General features: G+C 43.6%; 15 protein-coding genes. 10 read left to right on the top strand and 5 right to left on the bottom strand.

What is annotated here, in order from left to right:
- Positions 1 to 85 precede the first annotated feature (85 nt).
- The 8 genes from exaC to IE130_RS00650 all read left to right on the top strand — a co-directional run bounded on the left by exaC (position 86) and on the right by IE130_RS00650 (position 10,498).
- Complete coding sequence (gene exaC / locus IE130_RS00685) at positions 86 to 1,612, top strand: acetaldehyde dehydrogenase ExaC (RefSeq protein WP_010196435.1); 1,527 nt, start codon at positions 86 to 88, stop codon at positions 1,610 to 1,612.
- 137 nt (positions 1,613 to 1,749) lie between these two features.
- Complete coding sequence (locus tag IE130_RS00680; protein ID WP_189580207.1) at positions 1,750 to 2,076, top strand: DUF779 domain-containing protein; 327 nt, start codon at positions 1,750 to 1,752, stop codon at positions 2,074 to 2,076.
- A 204-nt stretch (positions 2,077 to 2,280) separates the two neighbouring features.
- The gene (locus IE130_RS00675; protein WP_189580204.1) at positions 2,281 to 3,924 is read left to right on the top strand and encodes a GMC family oxidoreductase; all 1,644 of its coding nucleotides are present in this window, start codon (positions 2,281 to 2,283) and stop codon (positions 3,922 to 3,924) included.
- 619 nt (positions 3,925 to 4,543) lie between these two features.
- Positions 4,544 to 6,184 carry an ABC transporter substrate-binding protein gene (locus tag IE130_RS00670; RefSeq protein ID WP_189580200.1) on the top strand — a complete coding sequence of 547 codons (1,641 nt, stop codon included), beginning with the start codon at positions 4,544 to 4,546 and terminating at the stop codon, positions 6,182 to 6,184.
- Positions 6,185 to 6,372: 188 nt separating this feature from the next.
- A complete protein-coding gene (locus IE130_RS00665) occupies positions 6,373 to 7,389 on the top strand; it encodes an ABC transporter permease (RefSeq protein ID WP_189580197.1) in 1,017 nt (338 codons plus the stop codon).
- Between the two features lie 151 nt (positions 7,390 to 7,540).
- Positions 7,541 to 8,455, top strand: a complete 915-nt coding sequence (locus IE130_RS00660; protein WP_189580195.1) for an ABC transporter permease — start codon at positions 7,541 to 7,543, stop codon at positions 8,453 to 8,455.
- Between the two features lies 1 nt (position 8,456).
- Positions 8,457 to 9,530, top strand: coding sequence for an ABC transporter ATP-binding protein (locus IE130_RS00655; RefSeq protein WP_264997099.1), 1,074 nt, complete (start codon positions 8,457 to 8,459; stop codon positions 9,528 to 9,530).
- Positions 9,527 to 10,498, top strand: a complete 972-nt coding sequence (locus IE130_RS00650) for a peptide ABC transporter ATP-binding protein (RefSeq protein ID WP_189580192.1) — start codon at positions 9,527 to 9,529, stop codon at positions 10,496 to 10,498. The genes IE130_RS00655 and IE130_RS00650 overlap by 4 nt, the downstream gene beginning before the upstream one ends.
- Before the next feature lie 12 nt (positions 10,499 to 10,510).
- On the opposite strand, the gene IE130_RS00645 is transcribed toward IE130_RS00650, so the two are convergent.
- From IE130_RS00645 to serS, 5 genes are all read right to left on the bottom strand, one after another.
- Positions 10,511 to 11,575 (bottom strand): NERD domain-containing protein, encoded by a 1,065-nt coding sequence (locus tag IE130_RS00645; RefSeq protein ID WP_189580189.1) that lies wholly within the window; start codon positions 11,573 to 11,575, stop codon positions 10,511 to 10,513.
- A gap of 100 nt (positions 11,576 to 11,675) precedes the next feature.
- Complete coding sequence (locus IE130_RS00640; RefSeq protein WP_189580186.1) at positions 11,676 to 12,830, bottom strand: PIN domain-containing protein; 1,155 nt, start codon at positions 12,828 to 12,830, stop codon at positions 11,676 to 11,678.
- A gap of 143 nt (positions 12,831 to 12,973) precedes the next feature.
- Positions 12,974 to 14,971 carry a transketolase gene (gene tkt, locus IE130_RS00635; RefSeq protein WP_189580182.1) on the bottom strand — a complete coding sequence of 666 codons (1,998 nt, stop codon included), beginning with the start codon at positions 14,969 to 14,971 and terminating at the stop codon, positions 12,974 to 12,976.
- A gap of 93 nt (positions 14,972 to 15,064) precedes the next feature.
- Positions 15,065 to 15,445, bottom strand: coding sequence for a hypothetical protein (locus tag IE130_RS00630; RefSeq protein ID WP_189580179.1), 381 nt, complete (start codon positions 15,443 to 15,445; stop codon positions 15,065 to 15,067).
- 13 nt (positions 15,446 to 15,458) lie between these two features.
- Positions 15,459 to 16,745, bottom strand: a complete 1,287-nt coding sequence (gene serS / locus IE130_RS00625) for a serine--tRNA ligase (RefSeq protein ID WP_189580176.1) — start codon at positions 16,743 to 16,745, stop codon at positions 15,459 to 15,461.
- Between the two features lie 439 nt (positions 16,746 to 17,184).
- Between serS and IE130_RS00620 the strand changes: the two genes are divergently transcribed.
- Complete coding sequence (locus IE130_RS00620; RefSeq protein ID WP_010196398.1) at positions 17,185 to 17,844, top strand: YcxB family protein; 660 nt, start codon at positions 17,185 to 17,187, stop codon at positions 17,842 to 17,844.
- A gap of 258 nt (positions 17,845 to 18,102) precedes the next feature.
- Entirely contained in the window at positions 18,103 to 18,588 is a 486-nt protein-coding gene (locus IE130_RS00615; RefSeq protein ID WP_189580173.1) for a Dps family protein, read from the top strand.
- Positions 18,589 to 18,693 lie beyond the last annotated feature (105 nt).

Genomic DNA, 18,693 nt, shown 5'->3' with positions numbered 1-18,693 from the left:
ATCTTCATGTGACTATACGCTTCACCTGACTATACTTTAAGTAACCCTATTTTAAATAGCCATAATACACAACAAGGAGTGGTTAATGTTATACGCTTATCCCAATACTGAAAACAGTCCCGTCCAGTTCCGCGAAAAATACGACAACTTTATCAATGGTGAGTGGGTAGCCCCCATCGATGGCGAATATTTTGATAACTCAAGTCCAATCGATGGTAAAACCTTCTGTCAGATCGCACGCTCTAAAGAAGCAGATGTTGAAGCTGCCCTAGATGCCGCTCATGCGGCCAAAGACGCGTGGGGCAAAACCAGTGTCACTGAACGCTCTAATATGTTGCTCAAACTTGCCGATGGTATCGAAGCCAATTTAGAGGCTATCGCTATTGCCGAGAGCTATGAAAACGGCAAGCCCGTACGTGAAACCCTCGCCGCAGATATTCCAATCGCCATCGACCATTTGCGTTACTTCGCTGGTGTGATTCGCGCACAAGAAGGCGGTATTAGCCAAATTGATGAAGATACCGTTGCCTATCATTTTCATGAGCCACTTGGCGTCGTCGGTCAAATCATCCCGTGGAACTTCCCTATTCTAATGGCGATCTGGAAAATTGCACCTGCTCTTGCAGCGGGTAACTGTGTCGTCCTAAAGCCTGCCGAGCAAACCCCTGCCTCTGTTTTATACATGCTTGACATAATAGGTGCAGCGGACATTCTGCCTAAAGGCGTACTGAACGTCATTAATGGCTTTGGTGTAGAAGCTGGTAAGCCAATTGCTTCTAATCCACGTATCGATAAAGTGTCCTTTACGGGTGAGACCACCACTGGTCGCTTAATCATGCAATACGCCAGTGAAAATATCATTCCAGTAACGCTAGAGCTGGGCGGTAAAAGTCCAAACATCTTCTTTGCCGATATCATGGACGAAGACGATGACTTCTTAGACAAAGCCGTCGAAGGTTTGGTGATGTTTGCGCTGAACCAAGGCGAGGTTTGTACTTGCCCATCACGTGCACTCGTACACGAAAGCATCTATGATGAATTTATGAAACGCTGTATCGCCCGCGTTAAAGCCATCAAAATGGGTAACCCGCTCGATACCGATACCATGATTGGTGCTCAAGCCAGCTCAGATCAGCTAGAAAAAATCCTCTCTTATCTTGATATCGGTAAAAAAGAAGGTGCCAAAGTCTTAGTCGGTGGCGAACTTGCCAAACATGATGGCGACATGGCAAACGGTTATTATGTGCAGCCAACCATCTTTGAAGGCACCAATGACATGCGCGTGTTCCAAGAAGAAATCTTTGGTCCTGTGCTTGCTGTCACTACCTTTAAAGATGATGAAGAAGCGATGGCGCTGGCCAATGATACCTTATATGGTCTAGGTGCTGGTGTCTGGACACGTAACGGCACTCGTGCATATCGTTTCGGTCGTGGCATCAAAGCCGGTCGCGTTTGGACGAATTGCTATCACCTCTATCCTGCGCATTCAGCGTTTGGTGGTTATAAGCAGTCTGGTATTGGTCGTGAAAACCATCTAATGATGCTCGATCATTATCAGCAGACCAAAAACATGCTGGTTTCATACAGTCCTAAAGCGATGGGTTTCTTTTAAATCAGTCTTTGGTTGTTTTCTAAATAAATCAATGCAATCTGTCGCAAGGTAGGTTGCATTTTTGCTTTAATAAAGTCTCGATAAGAGTGAAAAGTCTCGATAAGAATGAGCTATTCATAAGTTACAAGGAGTTAGTTATGAAAGTCACGGCGACAGAATCATGCAAAGCATTAATTGAATTACTGAAATCTAAGCATGGCGAGCTGATGTTCCATCAATCGGGTGGCTGCTGTGATGGCAGCTCGCCCATGTGCTACCCATTGGGCGAATTTAAAGTGGGCGGACAAGACGTCCTCGTCAGTGATCTGGTTGGTTGTCCATTTTATATGGGCAAAGCGCAATATAACCTATGGCAACATACCGATCTGACTATCGATGTTGTGAACGGACGCGGTGCCAGCTTTTCGCTAGAAATACCTGAAGGTAAACGCTTTATCGTACGCTCAGAAGTCTGCACGGTATAAGGGTGTTCGGTACAAAATCAAACAGCGTCAACTCTAAACGATGAGCTTAATATCCTTAAGCCAGTCTGTTCTATAGTGCTTACGCAAATAGATACCGCAGAGTCATTTTTATTTTATTATTTCAGCAAAATAATAGATATTGTAAAGCGTACCCTACTTTAATGTGCGCGTTTTAATTAGCATGGATGCTATAAGGAATATAAAATGGAATTTGACAAAAATTTTGATTACGTCATCGTTGGTGGCGGTTCAGCAGGCTGTGTGCTCGCCAGCCGTCTCACAGAAAACCCAGATATCAGTGTTTGCTTATTAGAGTACGGTGGTGACGGCAAAGACTTGGCAGTTCGTGTTCCTGCTGGACTGATTTTAATGGTACCGGGCAAGCCACTAAAATTAAACAATTGGTGCTTTCACACCACCCCTCAAGAACACCTTAATAACCGACGCGGCTTTCAACCGCGCGGTCAATGTCTAGGTGGCTCCTCCGCTATCAATGCCATGATTTATACCCGTGGCAGTGCGCTTGATTATGAACGCTGGGTCGAGCAAGGTTGCACAGGCTGGGGTTTTGATGATGTACTGCCCTACTTTATTAAAGCAGAAAATAATATCCATGGTAGCGACGAGCTGCATGGTGATAGTGGACCACTTCATGTCAGTGATTTACTAAGTCCACGCGATATCTCGAAAGCCTTTGTAGAAGCTGCCATTGCCAATGGTTTAGATAAAAATGATGACTTTAACGGCAAAAAACAAGACGGTGCAGGTCTCTATCAAGTCACCCATTTCCACGGAGAAAAACAAGGGCAACGCTGCTCTGCCGCAGCCGCCTATCTACATCCCGTCCAAAATCGCCCGAACTTAACGGTCATTACTCATGCGCAAGCCAACCGTGTCATTATTAAAGACAATCAAGCCGTCGGGGTGGCATACGAAAAAGACGGTGTCGAGCATAGTGTGATGGCGCACCAAGAGGTCATACTATCAGGCGGTGCCTTTGGCTCCCCTAAAGTCTTGATGCTATCGGGCATTGGTCCTGCTGAACATTTGCAGTCTCATGGCATCGAGGTATTGGTAGATGCACCCGACGTTGGCGGTAACTTACAAGATCATTTAGACGTCGTTTTTGATTACGAGGTCAATACCACTGATGTCATCGGTCTTGGTATGGCGACTATTTCAACCTTGACCAAAAGCATTCGTCAATGGCGAAAAGATGGCACAGGTCTGTTATCTACCAATTATGCAGAAGCAGGCGCGTTCTTTAGTGTCGGTGACGACCCAAAAGAATGGCCAAATACTCAGCTGCATTTTGTCATCTCTCGCGTAATTGAACATGGACGTGATCTTAGACGTGGCTTTGCCGTTTCTTGTCATACCTGTTATCTACGCCCTGAAAGTCGCGGTACCGTCAGGCTTGACTCTGCCAATCCCTCAGACGCGGTATTGATTGATCCAAACTATCTCTCTGACCCCAAAGATGTAGAGTATATGGTGGCAGGCGCTGAGCGTACGCGAGCCATTATGCAAGAATCGTCAATGGCCAAATATATTACCGAAGACTACCCTGCCCCCTATATCGAAAAAGACGGCATGCTTGGCTATATTCGCAACAAGTCGGACACTATCTACCATCCGGTGGGCACTTGCCGCATGGGCTCAGATGAGAGCTCAGTGGTTGACTTAGAGTTAAAGGTACGCGGTGTGCGTGGATTACGCGTGATTGATGCCTCAGTGATGCCAACGCTGATTAGCGCCAATACCAATGCACCAACGATTATGATTGCTGAGAAAATGGCGGATCTTATCAAAGCCAAACATGAAAATGTTGAGCAAGCTATTTCATAAGATACAAATTCATAAAATACAGAAGGATGAGCACCTTATTATGGGTGCTCTTTTTTAAAAACCTTATCTACTAAAAACTTTATATTCAAAAAAATGAGAATAAGCCGATTGTATAAAAATCTGGCTCATGTTTTTTCGTCGCTATTTTTAGGACTTATTTAGACTATTCTATATTAGGGTCTGTTGAATATCCAAATACAGACCCTAACAATCTATCTTCTAGCTTTAGAATGTCGAAAAAATCGACAAGCTGCGTTAGATCGCTAAATTCAGTGGCTATTAGTGTATTAGGGCTTGTCCTTGTTTTTAAAATGAGGACAAGCCCTAATACATTTGGAAATAAAGATATTAAAACGGTACATTTTCTATCAAAATTATCTTAGAGATGGCTTGCGTTACCACTGTTTAAAAGAGTATATTTAAACGACTTATTTATATTGATATTTTTTGCAATCTGAATTCAGGTGAATACAACCTCATTCATTTTTTATTTTGTATACTGAAAATATCATATAAATACTATTCTAAAGGGAATTAGAAGCTCGTCAGTTATATTTACGTTTCGAAAGCGAAACTATAACTATATTGGCGGCTATTTATCATTACATAGGATGTAATAATGCAGAACTCACTCTTCAAACTTACGATGTTGACGACGCTTGCCTTGGGTATTAGTGCCTGTAGTGGAGACAACAAAACCACCGATGACTCTGCTGCCAGCTCAGATGCCAAAGCAGCTAAAACATTGCTCTATTGCTCAGAAGGTAGCCCCGCTGGTTTCGATCCGGCACAGTATACGTCAGGCACTGATTTTGATGCGAGCGCCTTCCCCATCTACAACGGCTTGGTAGAATTCAAAAGAGCGGGTACCGAAATTCAACCAGGACTGGCTGAAAGTTGGGATGTCAGCGAAGATGGCAAGACTTACACCTTCAATCTGCGCAAAGGCGTCAAATTTGGTAAGACTGATTACTTTACTGCCACCCGAGATTTTAATGCAGATGACATTCTCTTCACGCTAGAACGCATAACCAACCCAGACTTTGACTTTAACAAGGCCTATCCTGCTGAATTCCCATATTCTGTCGGTATGGGACTGCCTGATATCATCTCCAATATCGAAAAGGTGGATGATTATACTGTCAAAATTACGCTCAGCGAGACCAATGCACCGTTTTTACAAAACCTAGCGATGCCCTTTGCTTATATCAACTCTGCTGAATACGCCAACAAATTGATGGCTGATGGCAATGCGGCTGATATTAATACCAAGCCAGTGGGTACTGGACCTTTCGTCTTTACTTCCTATCAAAAAGATGCGCAAATTCGTTATACCAAGAATCCAGATTATTGGAACAAAGACGACATCCATATCGACAATTTGGTCTTCGTTATCACCAAAGATTCAGCGGTTCGTGCTCAAAAAGTGCAAGCGGGCGAGTGTCATGTATCTGCTTATCCAAAACCTGCCGAGATTGAATCTGTCAAAAAATCAGGCAAAGCCACGGTCCTTGATCAGCCTGGCTTCAACGTCGGCTACGTCGGCTACAACGTAGAAAAACCTAAGCTTAGTGATCTGAAAGTCCGTCAAGCACTAGATATGGCCATCAATAAAGACGCTATTATCAATGCGGTCTATCAGAGCGAAGGTCTCAAAGCGACCAACCCTATGCCGCCAACGCAGTGGGGCTACGACAAGTCCCTCAAAGATGCGCATTATGACGTTGAAAAAGCAAAAGCCCTTATCAAAGAAGCAGGGGCAGACAATCTGGCTATCAACCTATGGTATATGCCAGTTCAACGACCTTACAACCCTAATGCCAAGCTAATGGCTGAAATGCTCCAAGCAGATTGGGCTAAGATTGGTGTTGATACCAATCTTGTGACTTACGAGTGGGGTGAGTATCTAAAGCGTGCCGCTAAAGGCGAGCCTGATGTCATTCTAGCCGGTTGGACTGGTGACAATGGTGATCCTGACAATTGGCTTGGTTCATTATTGTCTTGTGACGCTGTCGGCGGAAACAACTATTCGCGCTGGTGTAATAAAGACTTTGATAATTTAGTGACCAATGCCCGTCAGATCAACAATCAAGACGAACGCATCAGTGAGTATGAGCAAGCTCAGCAGATATTCAAAGAGCAGCTACCTTGGACGACGATGGCGCATTCAGTTGTGACGGTATTCACCGCACCAAACGTAGTTGATTATAAGATTAGCCCGCTTGGCTCAATACGTTTCGATGGTGTGAAAGTCGAATAATCTTAACTGATTAATTTCGGTACGACATATACGATTGATTCATTTATATTCGGCTGGGTCAGATACTCTGCTCCAGCCGAACTCATATGAGTTAAGCGCTTCGTTAAGCGCTTCGTTAAGCGGTCTGTCACCGACACTCTCATCACTGCCAACACTCTAATCATTGAACCACAACTATTGAGCAGCCCATGCTACTTTATATTCTGCGTCGTATTGCCATTCTCATTCCTGTCTATCTTGGCTTAACGCTATCAACCTTTACTCTGATTCGTCTCGTACCTGGAGATGCCGTCGAGATTATGATGGGTGAGCGTATGGTTGATCCAGAGCTACATGCTCGTGCCCTAGAAAGGCTAGGATTAGACAAACCTCTCATCGTCCAATATTGGGATTACTTGACCGGTATCTTAACAGGTGATTTTGGTGAGTCCTTCCGCACTCGTACTCCCGTATTACAAGATTTCTTTGCCCATTTTGTACCCACTTTAGAGCTAGCATTGTGCGCCATCGTCATTGCTAGCGTCATTGGTGTGAGCTTAGGCATCTTTGCCGCGCTACGCCGTGGCACGTGGATTGACTACACATTAATGTCAGGGGCGCTGGCAGGGTACTCTATGCCCATCTATTTATTAGGGCCAATTCTCACAGGGATATTCGCTCACTATTTGGGTCTACTGCCCGTTGCTGGGGTGATATCTGTTGCACAATTTTTAGATGTGCAGCCATTGTATGGATCATGGCTGCTCGGCTCTCTAAGCTCGGGAGAACCTGGCGCATTCTGGAATGTGGTCAAGCACTTTATCTTACCTTCCATTGCTTTATCGACCATTCCCTTAGCGATGATCGCGCGGATGACACGCTCTGCGATGCTAGAGGTATTGGATGAAGATTATGTGCGTACGGCACGAGCCAAAGGCTTATCACCACGGCGAGTGATACTGATACACGTGATGCGCAATGCCTTGATTACCGTAGTCACTGTCGTTGGTTTACAGATGGCAACTTTGCTCGCTGGTGCAATTATCACCGAGACTATCTTTAGTTGGCCAGGTGTTGGTAATTGGCTACTCGATGGGTTCTTTACCCGTGATTATCCTATTGTGCAAAACGGTATTTTATTGGTCGCCACCGCCTTGATTTTAGTCAGTTTATTTATTGATATTTTGTATGGTCTGATCAATCCGCGTATTCGACATACTTCTTAATTTCACATTGATAAATACTCATATTATAAATAGTGGCTATTGTTGTTTGTATGGTTTTGAGTGATTTTTTAGCAAATGCTTAATACTTATTAAGGCTAAAACACTAAAACTTTAAATATTAGCAAAGCACTAGTCACTGTAGGAAATGCTCATGAAGCCTTCTGTTCTCCCCTCTGATGTTGACCTTACAGCCATGACACCGCCCTCGTCTTGGCAGCTATTTTTATCGACGTTCTGCCGTAATAAAGGCGCGGTACTTGGTTTTATTGTACTGGCATTGATGGTGCTTATTGCCATACTCGCGCCTGCTATTGCCCCTCATGACCCTTATGAATTATTCACCGGCCAAGAGCAACTGCCGCCTGCCTTTCTGGATGGCGGTAATACAATGTTTTGGCTAGGTACTGATGATGCTGGCCGAGATACATTATCTCGAGTGATGTATGGCGCGCGTTATTCACTGTTTATCGGTCTAAGTGCGACGACTCTTGCCATGTTGGTGGGTGTCTCATTAGGACTGAGTGCTGCGTTTTGGCCCAAAGTTTGGGGCAAGGCGGTGATGCTGGTCAATGATATCTTAATGTCTTATCCAAGCTTACTATTGGCGATCATCATTGCCGCTATCTTAGGCCCTTCTATGACCAACACGATTATTACAATCGCACTGGTCTGTACACCACCGTTTATTCGGCTGACACGTGCCACTGCGATGGTAGAGCTACAACGTGAGTACTTTGTTGCCTCGCAAGTAATGGGTGCTGGTGTGCTCAGGTTATTGTTTGTGACCATTCTACCCAACTGTATGGCGCCGCTCATCGTACAAGCAACGATGATTTTTTCCTCTGCTATTTTAGAAGCAGGCGCGATCGGTTTCTTAGGCTTTGGTGTACAGCCACCTGATGCCGAATGGGGCGCGATGCTAGGTACGGCACGTCAATATATTCAGAGTAATGTTTGGCTCGCTATTTGGCCGGGTGTCGCTATTTTCTTGGCTGCCCTGTCGATTAACTTGACTGGTGATGGCTTACGCGATGCGCTAGATCCCAAATTAAAGCAGGTGACCTAAGATGATTGATCCATTAATTAAAACGCCAACCAGCCATACCTCTATGAATGGTGCATCAGCAAAAGAATCACCTTTACTATTAGACATCGAAAACCTGTCGGTCACTTTTGGACAAGGAGTGCGTGCTTTTCGTGCCGTCGATGATGTGTCATTGAAAATCACACAAGGCGAAGTCATCGCCGTGGTGGGTGAATCTGGCTCCGGCAAATCCGTCACTATGATGGCGCTAATGGGACTGTTGCCACCCTCTGCAACCGTGCGCGCACAGCGAGTGGTATTTGACAATAAAGACATGCTTAGTATGCCTGCCAAAGAGAAGCGCGGCATCATTGGTAAAGACATCTCTATGATTTTTCAAAATGCAATGTCTTGCCTAAATCCAAGTTTCACCGTTGAGATGCAGCTGGGTGAAGTACTACGCAAACATCTTGGTTTGCGAGGGTCAGCTGTACAAACACGCATCTTAGAATTGCTAGAGTTAGTGGAAATGCCCGATGCAAAGAATCGTCTCAAGGTCTATCCGCATCAACTATCAGGCGGTATGAGTCAACGGGTCATGATCGCGATGGCCATTGCTTGCGAGCCAAAACTACTCATCGCAGATGAACCAACCACCGCGCTCGATGTCACGGTACAAGCACAAATCATGGATTTGCTCAGCCGATTACAACGCGAAAAACAAATGGCGATGGTACTTATTACCCACGACTTGGGTTTGGTCGCGCAAAACTCGCGTGATGTCGCGGTCATGTATGCTGGGCAAGTGGTTGAAACCAGTACCGTGCCAGAGATTTTTCAAAATCCTGCGCACCCTTATACCGAGGCGTTGCTACAAGCCATCCCTGAACTGGCTATCGGTCAAGACCGACTTAATAGCTTACCCGGAGTCGTACCCAGTCAATATGATCGCCCAAGTGGTTGCTTGTTGTCTCCTCGCTGCCCGTACAAAGAGTCCGCTTGCGAAGTACCACCGCCCATATTAGACACGCCTACTGGCAAGGTGCGTTGTATTCATTCTGATCCTTCTTCTCGCAACCCTATCTCTCACGCTGCTACTCTGGAGTCACAAGTATGAGTAATAAAGTGGTCCTAAAAGCAGACAATCTACACAAGCACTACCCCGTATCGCAAGGCTTAGGCAAGGCAAAAGCGTATGTTAAAGCGCTCAATGGTATCTCATTCGAGCTTGAAGCTGGCAAGACACTGGCAGTCGTTGGTGAGTCAGGCTGCGGTAAATCCACGCTTGCCCGCCAGCTAACGCTGATCGAAGAGCCCACTCATGGTCAGCTATTTATCAATGATGAAGGAACGACTGACTATAGTAGAAAGGCGCTCAAAGAGCTACGTACCGAAATTCAAATGGTGTTTCAAAACCCTTATGGTAGCTTAAATCCGCGCCATACTATCGGCTATCAATTAACTGAGCCATTGGATATCCATACCAAACTGTCTAAAGAAGAGAAGCGTGACAAAATCAACGAGATGATGAGAAATGTTGGTCTACGTCCTGAACATGCTGGCCGTTATCCGCATATGTTTTCTGGTGGTCAGCGCCAACGGATTGCCCTCGCCCGCGCGATGATGCTCAACCCTAAGATTGTCGTCGCTGATGAGCCAACTTCCGCGCTCGATGTATCGATTCAGGCGCAAGTCTTAAATCTATTTATGGATTTGCAGGATGAGTATCGTACCGCTTACGTTTTTATCTCGCATAACTTGTCAGTCGTACGCCACGTCGCTGATGATGTGATGGTCATGTATTTAGGTCAAGCGGTTGAACACGGCCCCAAAGAAGCGATTTATAATGCGCCAAAACATCCATATACCATCGCCCTATTGGCTGCTGCACCAACGGTAAATGGCCATAAAAATGATTTGACGCTACAAGGTGAGCTACCAAGTCCGCTCAATCCACCAAGCGGCTGTGCCCTGCACAAACGTTGTCCATATGCCAAGCAGCAATGCAGCGAAGTAGAGCCACAGCTGCGAGAGTGGGACGGTCGACTGGTTGCTTGTTTACGTTTGGAAGAAATATATGGATAAGATGATTAACGATTAATCAATATTCACCACGCCGCGACACTTAGGAAACTGACAACAACCGTAAAATTCCTGACCAAGATGTGCGCCTTTTTTGGCAACACGTTTGACCATCTCACCCTGACATCTTGGACAGGTGGGTACTTGCTCTGTAACAGCTGTATAACTGGTTTGCTCAACAGCTTTAAGATTGGTGCTATCAGACGTGACAATCTCACATTCAGCCGTTTCAAAATCATTGCCCGATAACTCAGGCTCCATAACTTCAAACGGTGTAAGAAACACTTTATTAGCCATATCATATGGTGTGTTTGCCTGCTGAGTATTCATACTGTCAGTTATTAATTCGTTAGATTCAATCTCAGTCTGACCAGACCATTGCAGCACTTCTCTACTTTTCAGCGTGGCTCGTTTAGCGGTTTCTTTTACTATCGGCTCTGGTTTAGGCTTATTAGCCACTTTATCAACTGGTTTATCATCAGCGTTACCGCTAGGCTGCTTGTTTGACGGGCTATGCTTGTCTTTTAGATAGGCTTTATGCTCTCGATTGGTGCGCCATGACTTACTAAACCTGTTGCTGTTAATCTGCTCAACGATGGACTTAACCTCGTCTTCAGTCAGTATTTCATCCTGCTTTTTCTTAACATAAGACGCCATTCCACTCGTCAATACGTTTTCGGGTAACTCATCACGGGTTTTTAACTCGCACTCACCAATGAAGGCAATCATCGAATGAAAATAGCTCAGCTCCAACCCTAATAAATCTGCGAGCGTCTTGATGTGCAGATAATTTTGAAGCAGTGGGTTTTGGAATTTGTATTTACTGCCATTTGGGAAAGCTTGTGTCCACTGTCTTTGGCTTTCGCTACCATATATCCAGCCTTTATAGTTTTTGGTTTCGATGACAAAGATGCCGTATACAGAGACGATGATATGGTCGATTTGGGTACTACCACCGTTGGCTCTTGGCAAGGTAATACCGTTTAATCGGTGGTAAATGCTTTTTTCTAGTTTTAACCACATGGCGACGTTGATAACGGTCTCGCCTAGGAAACCTTTAAAACTGGATTTTAGGGACATAGCAGAAATCTCAAAGTAAACCTTGTAAATTTTGCTTCCCGATCAATATGCATATCACTCCTTGTACTTTTAAAGTCAACTGATAAGCTTGTTAACTTCTTTAATCCTCTATCATAATTTCTATGGCTTCAAGCGCTTTCTCGAAATCACTTTCAAGAGGAACTCCATAGAAACTTAATACTTCTTCACTTTTAATATCGAAAGTTAGTTTTATAACAAAAGCACCTATAGACCTAATATTTACGTTAGTCCAATAATCTGTTGCACTTATCATCTCAACTTGATTGTGAAAAACTATGCCTTTCCAATTATCGGTTAAGATCATGCAGGCGAACAAACCTACTAATGCAATATCAATATAGAACTCTACCACATCTTCAGAAATAAATTTTTCACGGTATGTTTCAATACCTATTAATTCTTCCACATCGATAAGCCTTGGTGCTTCAGCCCAGTAGGGTAAGCCAGCCCATTGCACCCCATCAAAATCATCTATACTACTTTCAGAAAATTTTTCGACTAAATTATCTGTCAACCAGCTAATTAGCTCGAACTTCTTATAACCACCCATCATTAGTGCTTTACCAAAGGCTTTAGCTCCAGCAGATTTATCTTTATCCATTTGAGCAGAAAATGCATCTAAACTCTTGAAATAGAAAAAGTTTACATGTTCAGGCAAATGCTCTTGAAGCTCTTTTTCTAACTCTACATGCAGAGAAAAACTAGATTTATCAGCAAAGTCATTAATGTTTTCAGAGACAAAAGAAACTTTTTGATATTTTTTTACTAACTCTATTACACTTAACCATAAGATAGTATCCCTGAACCCCTTATCTCCTTTATTAAATGGTTTTATTCTTTTTATGGAGCGTTTTAGTATATCTTCCATATTCACTTGAGCGTTATTTGCAATAAAACCATTAAAGCTATTTAGCCTTTCGATAATATACTTCTCATAACGATCTCCTAGCTCTTCGGGAGACTCAGTACTGTAATAAGATCTGTTGTAAAGGTTTCGATACTGACCAAGTAATCTGTCAGACTCTGGTTTTTCATCCATTCGAACCTTCAGGTCTTGAGCGCGTCTAATTAGATGCTCTTTAGACTCCTCAAGAGAAATTTCAGGAATTACAAGCGCATGAAGCAAAAACATTCTATCTTGTAAATAATTAAATGTTTCGCTCTTCCACCAAAAATCCTTTATTAGAATATTTGCATCTAAAACAAGTAAACAACTAGGCTTATCTTTACTCATATTTAACACCAATATTCTCAAGTTTGCAGGAATGTAAATATTACTATATATACTAATTCATCGTAATAATTTTATTTTAGATAAAAAAAGCCACCAGATTTCTCTAGTGGCTCTTTTTTTAAACATTAACTTAGTTAGGTTTATTACACCAAACTATTTACCGCTTCAACCACAGCGTCAGTCGTAATACCAAACTCTTTGTATAACTGATCTGCAGGAGCAGATTCGCCATAAGTGGTCATACCGATGACTTTGCCATCTAGACCAACGAACTTATACCAGTAATCTACATGCGCCGCTTCGACTGCGACGCGGGCACGGATATTGGCAGGCAATACCGCTTCACGATAGCTAGCATCTTGCTCAACGAAAATCTCTGCACATGGCATAGACACCACACGGACGCCAACACCATTTGCGCTCAACGCTTCATACGCTTCCATCGCTAGGCCAACTTCTGAACCAGTCGCGATGATAATAGCTTGTAGCTCGCCCTGCTCTTTCGCAAGTACATAACCACCTTTGGTGATGTTCGCTACTTGCTCGCTGTCACGTGCTTGATGTGGCAAGCTCTGACGACTAAAGATCAATGCTGATGGGTTATTTTCAGACTTGATTGCTTCTACCCAAGCACTAGCAGATTCAGTCGCATCACACGGACGCCATGTGCGTAGATTTGGCGTGGTACGTAGGCTAGTCAATTGCTCAACTGGCTGATGCGTTGGGCCATCTTCACCCAGACCGATAGAGTCATGCGTATAGACATGGATGACGCGCTGCTTCATCAATGCGCCCATGCGTACGGCGTTACGTGCGTATTCCATAAACATCAGGAACGTTGCTACGTAAGGGATAAAGCCGCCATGCAATGCGATACCATTGGCAATCGCGGTCATACCGAACTCGCGTACGCCATAATAAATATAGTTGCCATCAGCGTCTTTTTCGATGCCTTTTGCGCCTTTGAATAGCGTAAGGTTCGAGCCAGCTAAATCCGCTGAACCACCTAGCAATTCTGGTAATAATGGCTGTAAGGTATTGATAGCGTTTTGACTGGCTTTACGGCTAGCGACATCGCCGCCCGCTTCTTGCGTTTGCTGAATATAGGCTTGTGCTTGGTTATCAAAATCAGCAGGCAAATCACCATTTAGACGGCGTAACAACTCAGATGCCAGTTCAGGATAGGCTTTCTTGTACGCGTCAAAGTCAGCTTCCCAGTTTTTCTGTTGTACGTCGCCTTTGGCTTTAGCATCCCACGCTTCATAGATTTCGTCATCTAATTCAAATGGCGCATGCTTCCAAGACAATGCATCACGAGTCAAGGCGATTTCGTCATCACCTAACGGCGCACCATGACTAGCTGCTAGACCCTGTTTGTTCGGGCTGCCCGCGCCAATCGTGGTTTTGCAAATCAGAAGACTTGGTTTAGCAGTCTCTTTAAGCGCTTGTTCAGTTGCTTGAGTAATAGCATCGGCATCATGACCATCTACTTTGATAACTTGCCAGCCATAAGACTCAAAACGCGCTTGCGTATCATCAGTAAACCAGCCTTCGACATTACCGTCGATTGAGATACCATTGTCATCATAGAAGAAGACCAGCTTACCAAGACCTAACGTGCCAGCCAATGAGCAAACTTCATGACTGATACCTTCCATCAAGCAACCATCGCCTAAGAATGCATAGGTGTTATGGTCTACGACGTTATGGCCTTCACGATTGAACTGCGCCGCTAAAGTTTTTTCAGCGATTGCAAAACCAACGGCATTAGCAATACCTTGACCTAGTGGGCCAGTAGTTGTCTCAACACCTGGTGTATAACCAAGCTCAGGATGACCTGGGGTTTTTGAATGCAGCTGGCGGAAACCCTTAAGATCATCAACGCTGACATCATAACCAGATAAATGTAGCAATGAATAAATAAGCATTGAGCCATGGCCATTCGATAAGACAAAGCGGTCACGGTTGTGCCATTGTGGATCGGTTGGGTTGTGCTTCAAAAACTTGCGCCACAGAACTTCAGCAATATCAGCCATGCCCATCGGAGCACCTGGATGACCAGAGTTGGCTTTTTGTACCGCGTCAAACGACAGTACACGAATGGCATTGGCTAATTTACGTTCGCTAATTGGAGCTGGCATAGAGTGTCCTAAGATTAAAGGAGAGTTTGTTTGATTGAAAAAAGTTATTGAACTAAATTTGCTTAGATACTGGAATAGATGGCTCATTATAAACTAAGTGGCAACAATTTTCCCTGTTACCCCTAGTCCAGAAATTGATCGGGTCACATAATAAAAAATCAACTGATTGTTAACGACTTCAATATAATGTTTCTCAAATTCTTGATAGCAAATATACTGAAGCCATTTCTCCTCTAGATAATCTGCTATTTGCTGATGGCTTACATTGTGCGCAAATTTGCAACACAACGTGAGCATACAATTTGCATCATCATGGCGCTCTTGATAAAAAAAGTCGCAACCAAGATTATTTTCCATACAACAGAAATAGACATTGGCATCTATTTCAAAGCCTAACAAATTGTCGCCACTACTTTGACCGTGGATGAGATATTGTGAGTAATTGAGCTGATCAATTATAGACAATGCCTTCATGACGTTACTATTATCAAACTTCTATTCTTTCCGCACCGCCCATAAACGGACGCAATACTTCTGGAATATTGATACTGCCATCTGCGTTTTGATGGTTTTCCATGACAGCCAATAGTGTACGACCGACGGCCAAGCCTGAACCGTTCAAAGTATGAGCCAAACTGGTTTGCTTGCCGTCTTTGACACGCGTACCCATGCGGCGCGCTTGGAAATCACCGCAGTTAGAGCAGCTAGAGATTTCGCGATAGGTATCTTGGCTCGGTAACCATACTTCGATGTCATAAGTCTTTTGTGCGGCAAAACCCATATCACTCGTACATAACTGAACGGTGCGGTATGGCAGATTAAGCTGCTGCAAGATATATTCGGCCTGTCCTGTCATTGCCTCTAGCAATTCGTCAGACTGCTCAGCCGTGGCAATATTGACCATTTCAACCTTTTCAAACTGATGCTGACGGATCAGGCCACGAGTATCACGGCCATGTGAGCCTGCCTCACTACGGAAACAAGGCGTATGCGCGGTAAACTTAAGTGGCAGCTCGCTAATATCCAAACGCTCGCCACGTACCAAGTTGGTCATTGGCACTTCGGCGGTAGGAATCAAATAAAAGTCCATATCTTCGTTATTAGTATGATTTTTCAATTTAAATAAATCATCTTCAAACTTAGGCAATTGCCCTGTACCTTTGAGGCTGTCTGAATTCACAATATAAGGAACATAGGTCTCAAGATAACCGTATTTCATAGTATGGGTATTGAGCATGAATTGAATCAGTGCGCGATGCATCTGCGCCAATTGTCCTTTTAGCACATTAAAGCGACTGCCAGTCAGCTTGGTCGCCGCTTCAAAATCAAGCATACCAAGTGTCTCACCAATATAAGTGTGATCTTGAATCTCAAAATCAAACGTACGCGGCGTGCCCCACTTGCGCACTTCTACATTATCATCTTCTGACGTACCCACTGGCACATCGGCTGCTGGAATATTAGGGATTTGCATGCCAGCTTTGGTGATGCGTTCCTGCAAAGTGCGCAGTTCATCTTCAGCAGCTTTAATCTCACCGCTGACACTTTGCATCTCAGCCAATAGCTCACTGGCATCTTCGCCTGATTTTTTTAGCGCGCCTACTTGCTTAGCACCAGCATTACGGCGCGACTGCAACTCTTCAGTTTTGATCTGCAAAGATTTACGTTCTGACTCAACGGTTTGCCAAAAATCCATGTCAAGTGCATAACCACGAGTGGCCAGTTGCTGTTGTAAATCGTTTAAATCGCCGCGTAAGAGTTTTGCATCAATCATAATAGTTGCCTGTAACACTAAAGGTGAGTAAAAGGGTTAAAAATATTATTAATATAATAATCGCTTAATGCCTGCGCCGCTATGTTTTGCATCAATATATCTTGTAGCCGCTATAATACCAAGACGCAGCAGATTTGACCATGTTTTGGCTACTTTTGACTAAGTTCTCATCTATTACTTTTATTATCTATAGAAAATCACATTTGTCTTAAATACATGGCCTAACGTTCAGCTCACCCCAATAAGCCTCGCCCCTCTCTATTAATGCCATTAATATCGCCTCTATCAGCGAACAGACCTGCTTATATGTTTCATTTAGGAATACTTTTCGGTAAGATAAGCGCATACCTTTCTTACATTTTCAGCCAAGTACCGCATAGCTGCTCCACTTTGGCGATTTAAATCCAACACTTTTAACACAAGTATTTGAGAAACCTTTATGGCTCTGTATCCTTACACGCTCCAACCTGTCGCCTTAAACCTGACTGAGGCTGAATTTCACCAAGCACAGTATGAACTGTTTGCCAGTGCCAGCCCTTCATTTGGTCTATCAAGTTTAAAGACCAAAGAGTGGATCATCATGGCGGTGGTGGTGGTACTAGCCATTGCAGGGTTAATCTTTGTCACCGGCTATTCCACGATTATCTTTTGGGTCATGTTGGTTTCAGTGGTGGTTTATCTGTTGGTTCGCACTTTAGGTTTTAAATGGTACGTCAAAAGAGAGTTCGAAAAACAAGTGGCAGATCAAGAGATGCCAGATGAAATGCGCCAAATGAAGTTGGGTGTACAAAAGCATGGCTTAGTGATGGCAATGCCCGTCAATCAACCTGATATGATGAAAAACTCACAAATGCGTGGCATGCAAATGCGCGCGAGCAACACTCAACAAGCCGTTATACCTTGGACTGCTATCAAAAGCTGGGATGAAACAGACGACTATATCTTTATGATGTTTGAGATGAAAGGTCAACAAGGCAGTCAGATTGTCCCTAAACGTCTACAAGCACAAAAATTTCCTATTGATACGGTACGTCAGCATTTGCAAGAAGTAATCCCCGTTAAAGGATTAAACCCTGAAAACTTGCAGCCACCAGCATAATGAAGGTAAGCATTTCTCTATCATTTATAGTAATGGTAGAGAGATATAGTAATGGTAGAGAGAGCCAATTATAGTTTTATAAAATAAATCATAAAATTGTATTTATTAAATTTAACTTATTAGTAATAGTTTGCTATTATTATAAGCATCAAAGGAAGAGATAGAGCTTACATTGATATATTTTATATATTGATTGACTAGAACTACTCTTCTTTATTTAATCCCGTATAACCACACTCACACTATAAGGATAATATTATGAGTAACTCTAATAACGCTACTAACCAAATCGGCCTAGAAAAAGCAGATATGAGCGCTGTAATCACTGAGCTTAATAGCTTACTATCAAGCTATCACATGTTCTATATCAACGTCCGTGGTTACCACTGGAATGTCAAAGGTGAGCATTTCTTTACTTTGCACCCACAGTTTGAAGCGCTGTATACCAGCCTACAAGTACAAATCGATGAAATCGCTGAGCGTATCTTGACGTTAGGTGGTACCCCACTCCACGCGTATAGCGACTTTACTCAGCATACGAGTATCAAAGAAGATAAAAACGTCAAAGATGGCAATACTTGTGTGAAAGGCGTAGTAACTGGCCTACAAGAGCTGATTGTAGAGCAACGTAAAGTATCAGCGTTGGCAGCAGAAAGTGAAGATCAAGGCACCGCTGACCTCGTAGATGCCTATGTGCAAGAGCAAGAAAAGCTGATCTGGATGTACAACGCTTTTTTGGGTTAATAACCATCAGATCACGATAATTTAAATAATAGTCGAATGTAGAACAATAAAAAGCACCCGATATGGGTGCTTTTTATTGTCAATAATTTTTTATTATTATCAATA

Source organism: Psychrobacter glaciei (assembly GCF_014652895.1).
GTDB classification, from domain to species: Bacteria; Pseudomonadota; Gammaproteobacteria; order Pseudomonadales; family Moraxellaceae; genus Psychrobacter; species Psychrobacter glaciei.
The sequence above is the reverse complement of the archived record's forward strand: the minus strand, read 5'-3'. Positions and strand labels throughout refer to the sequence as shown.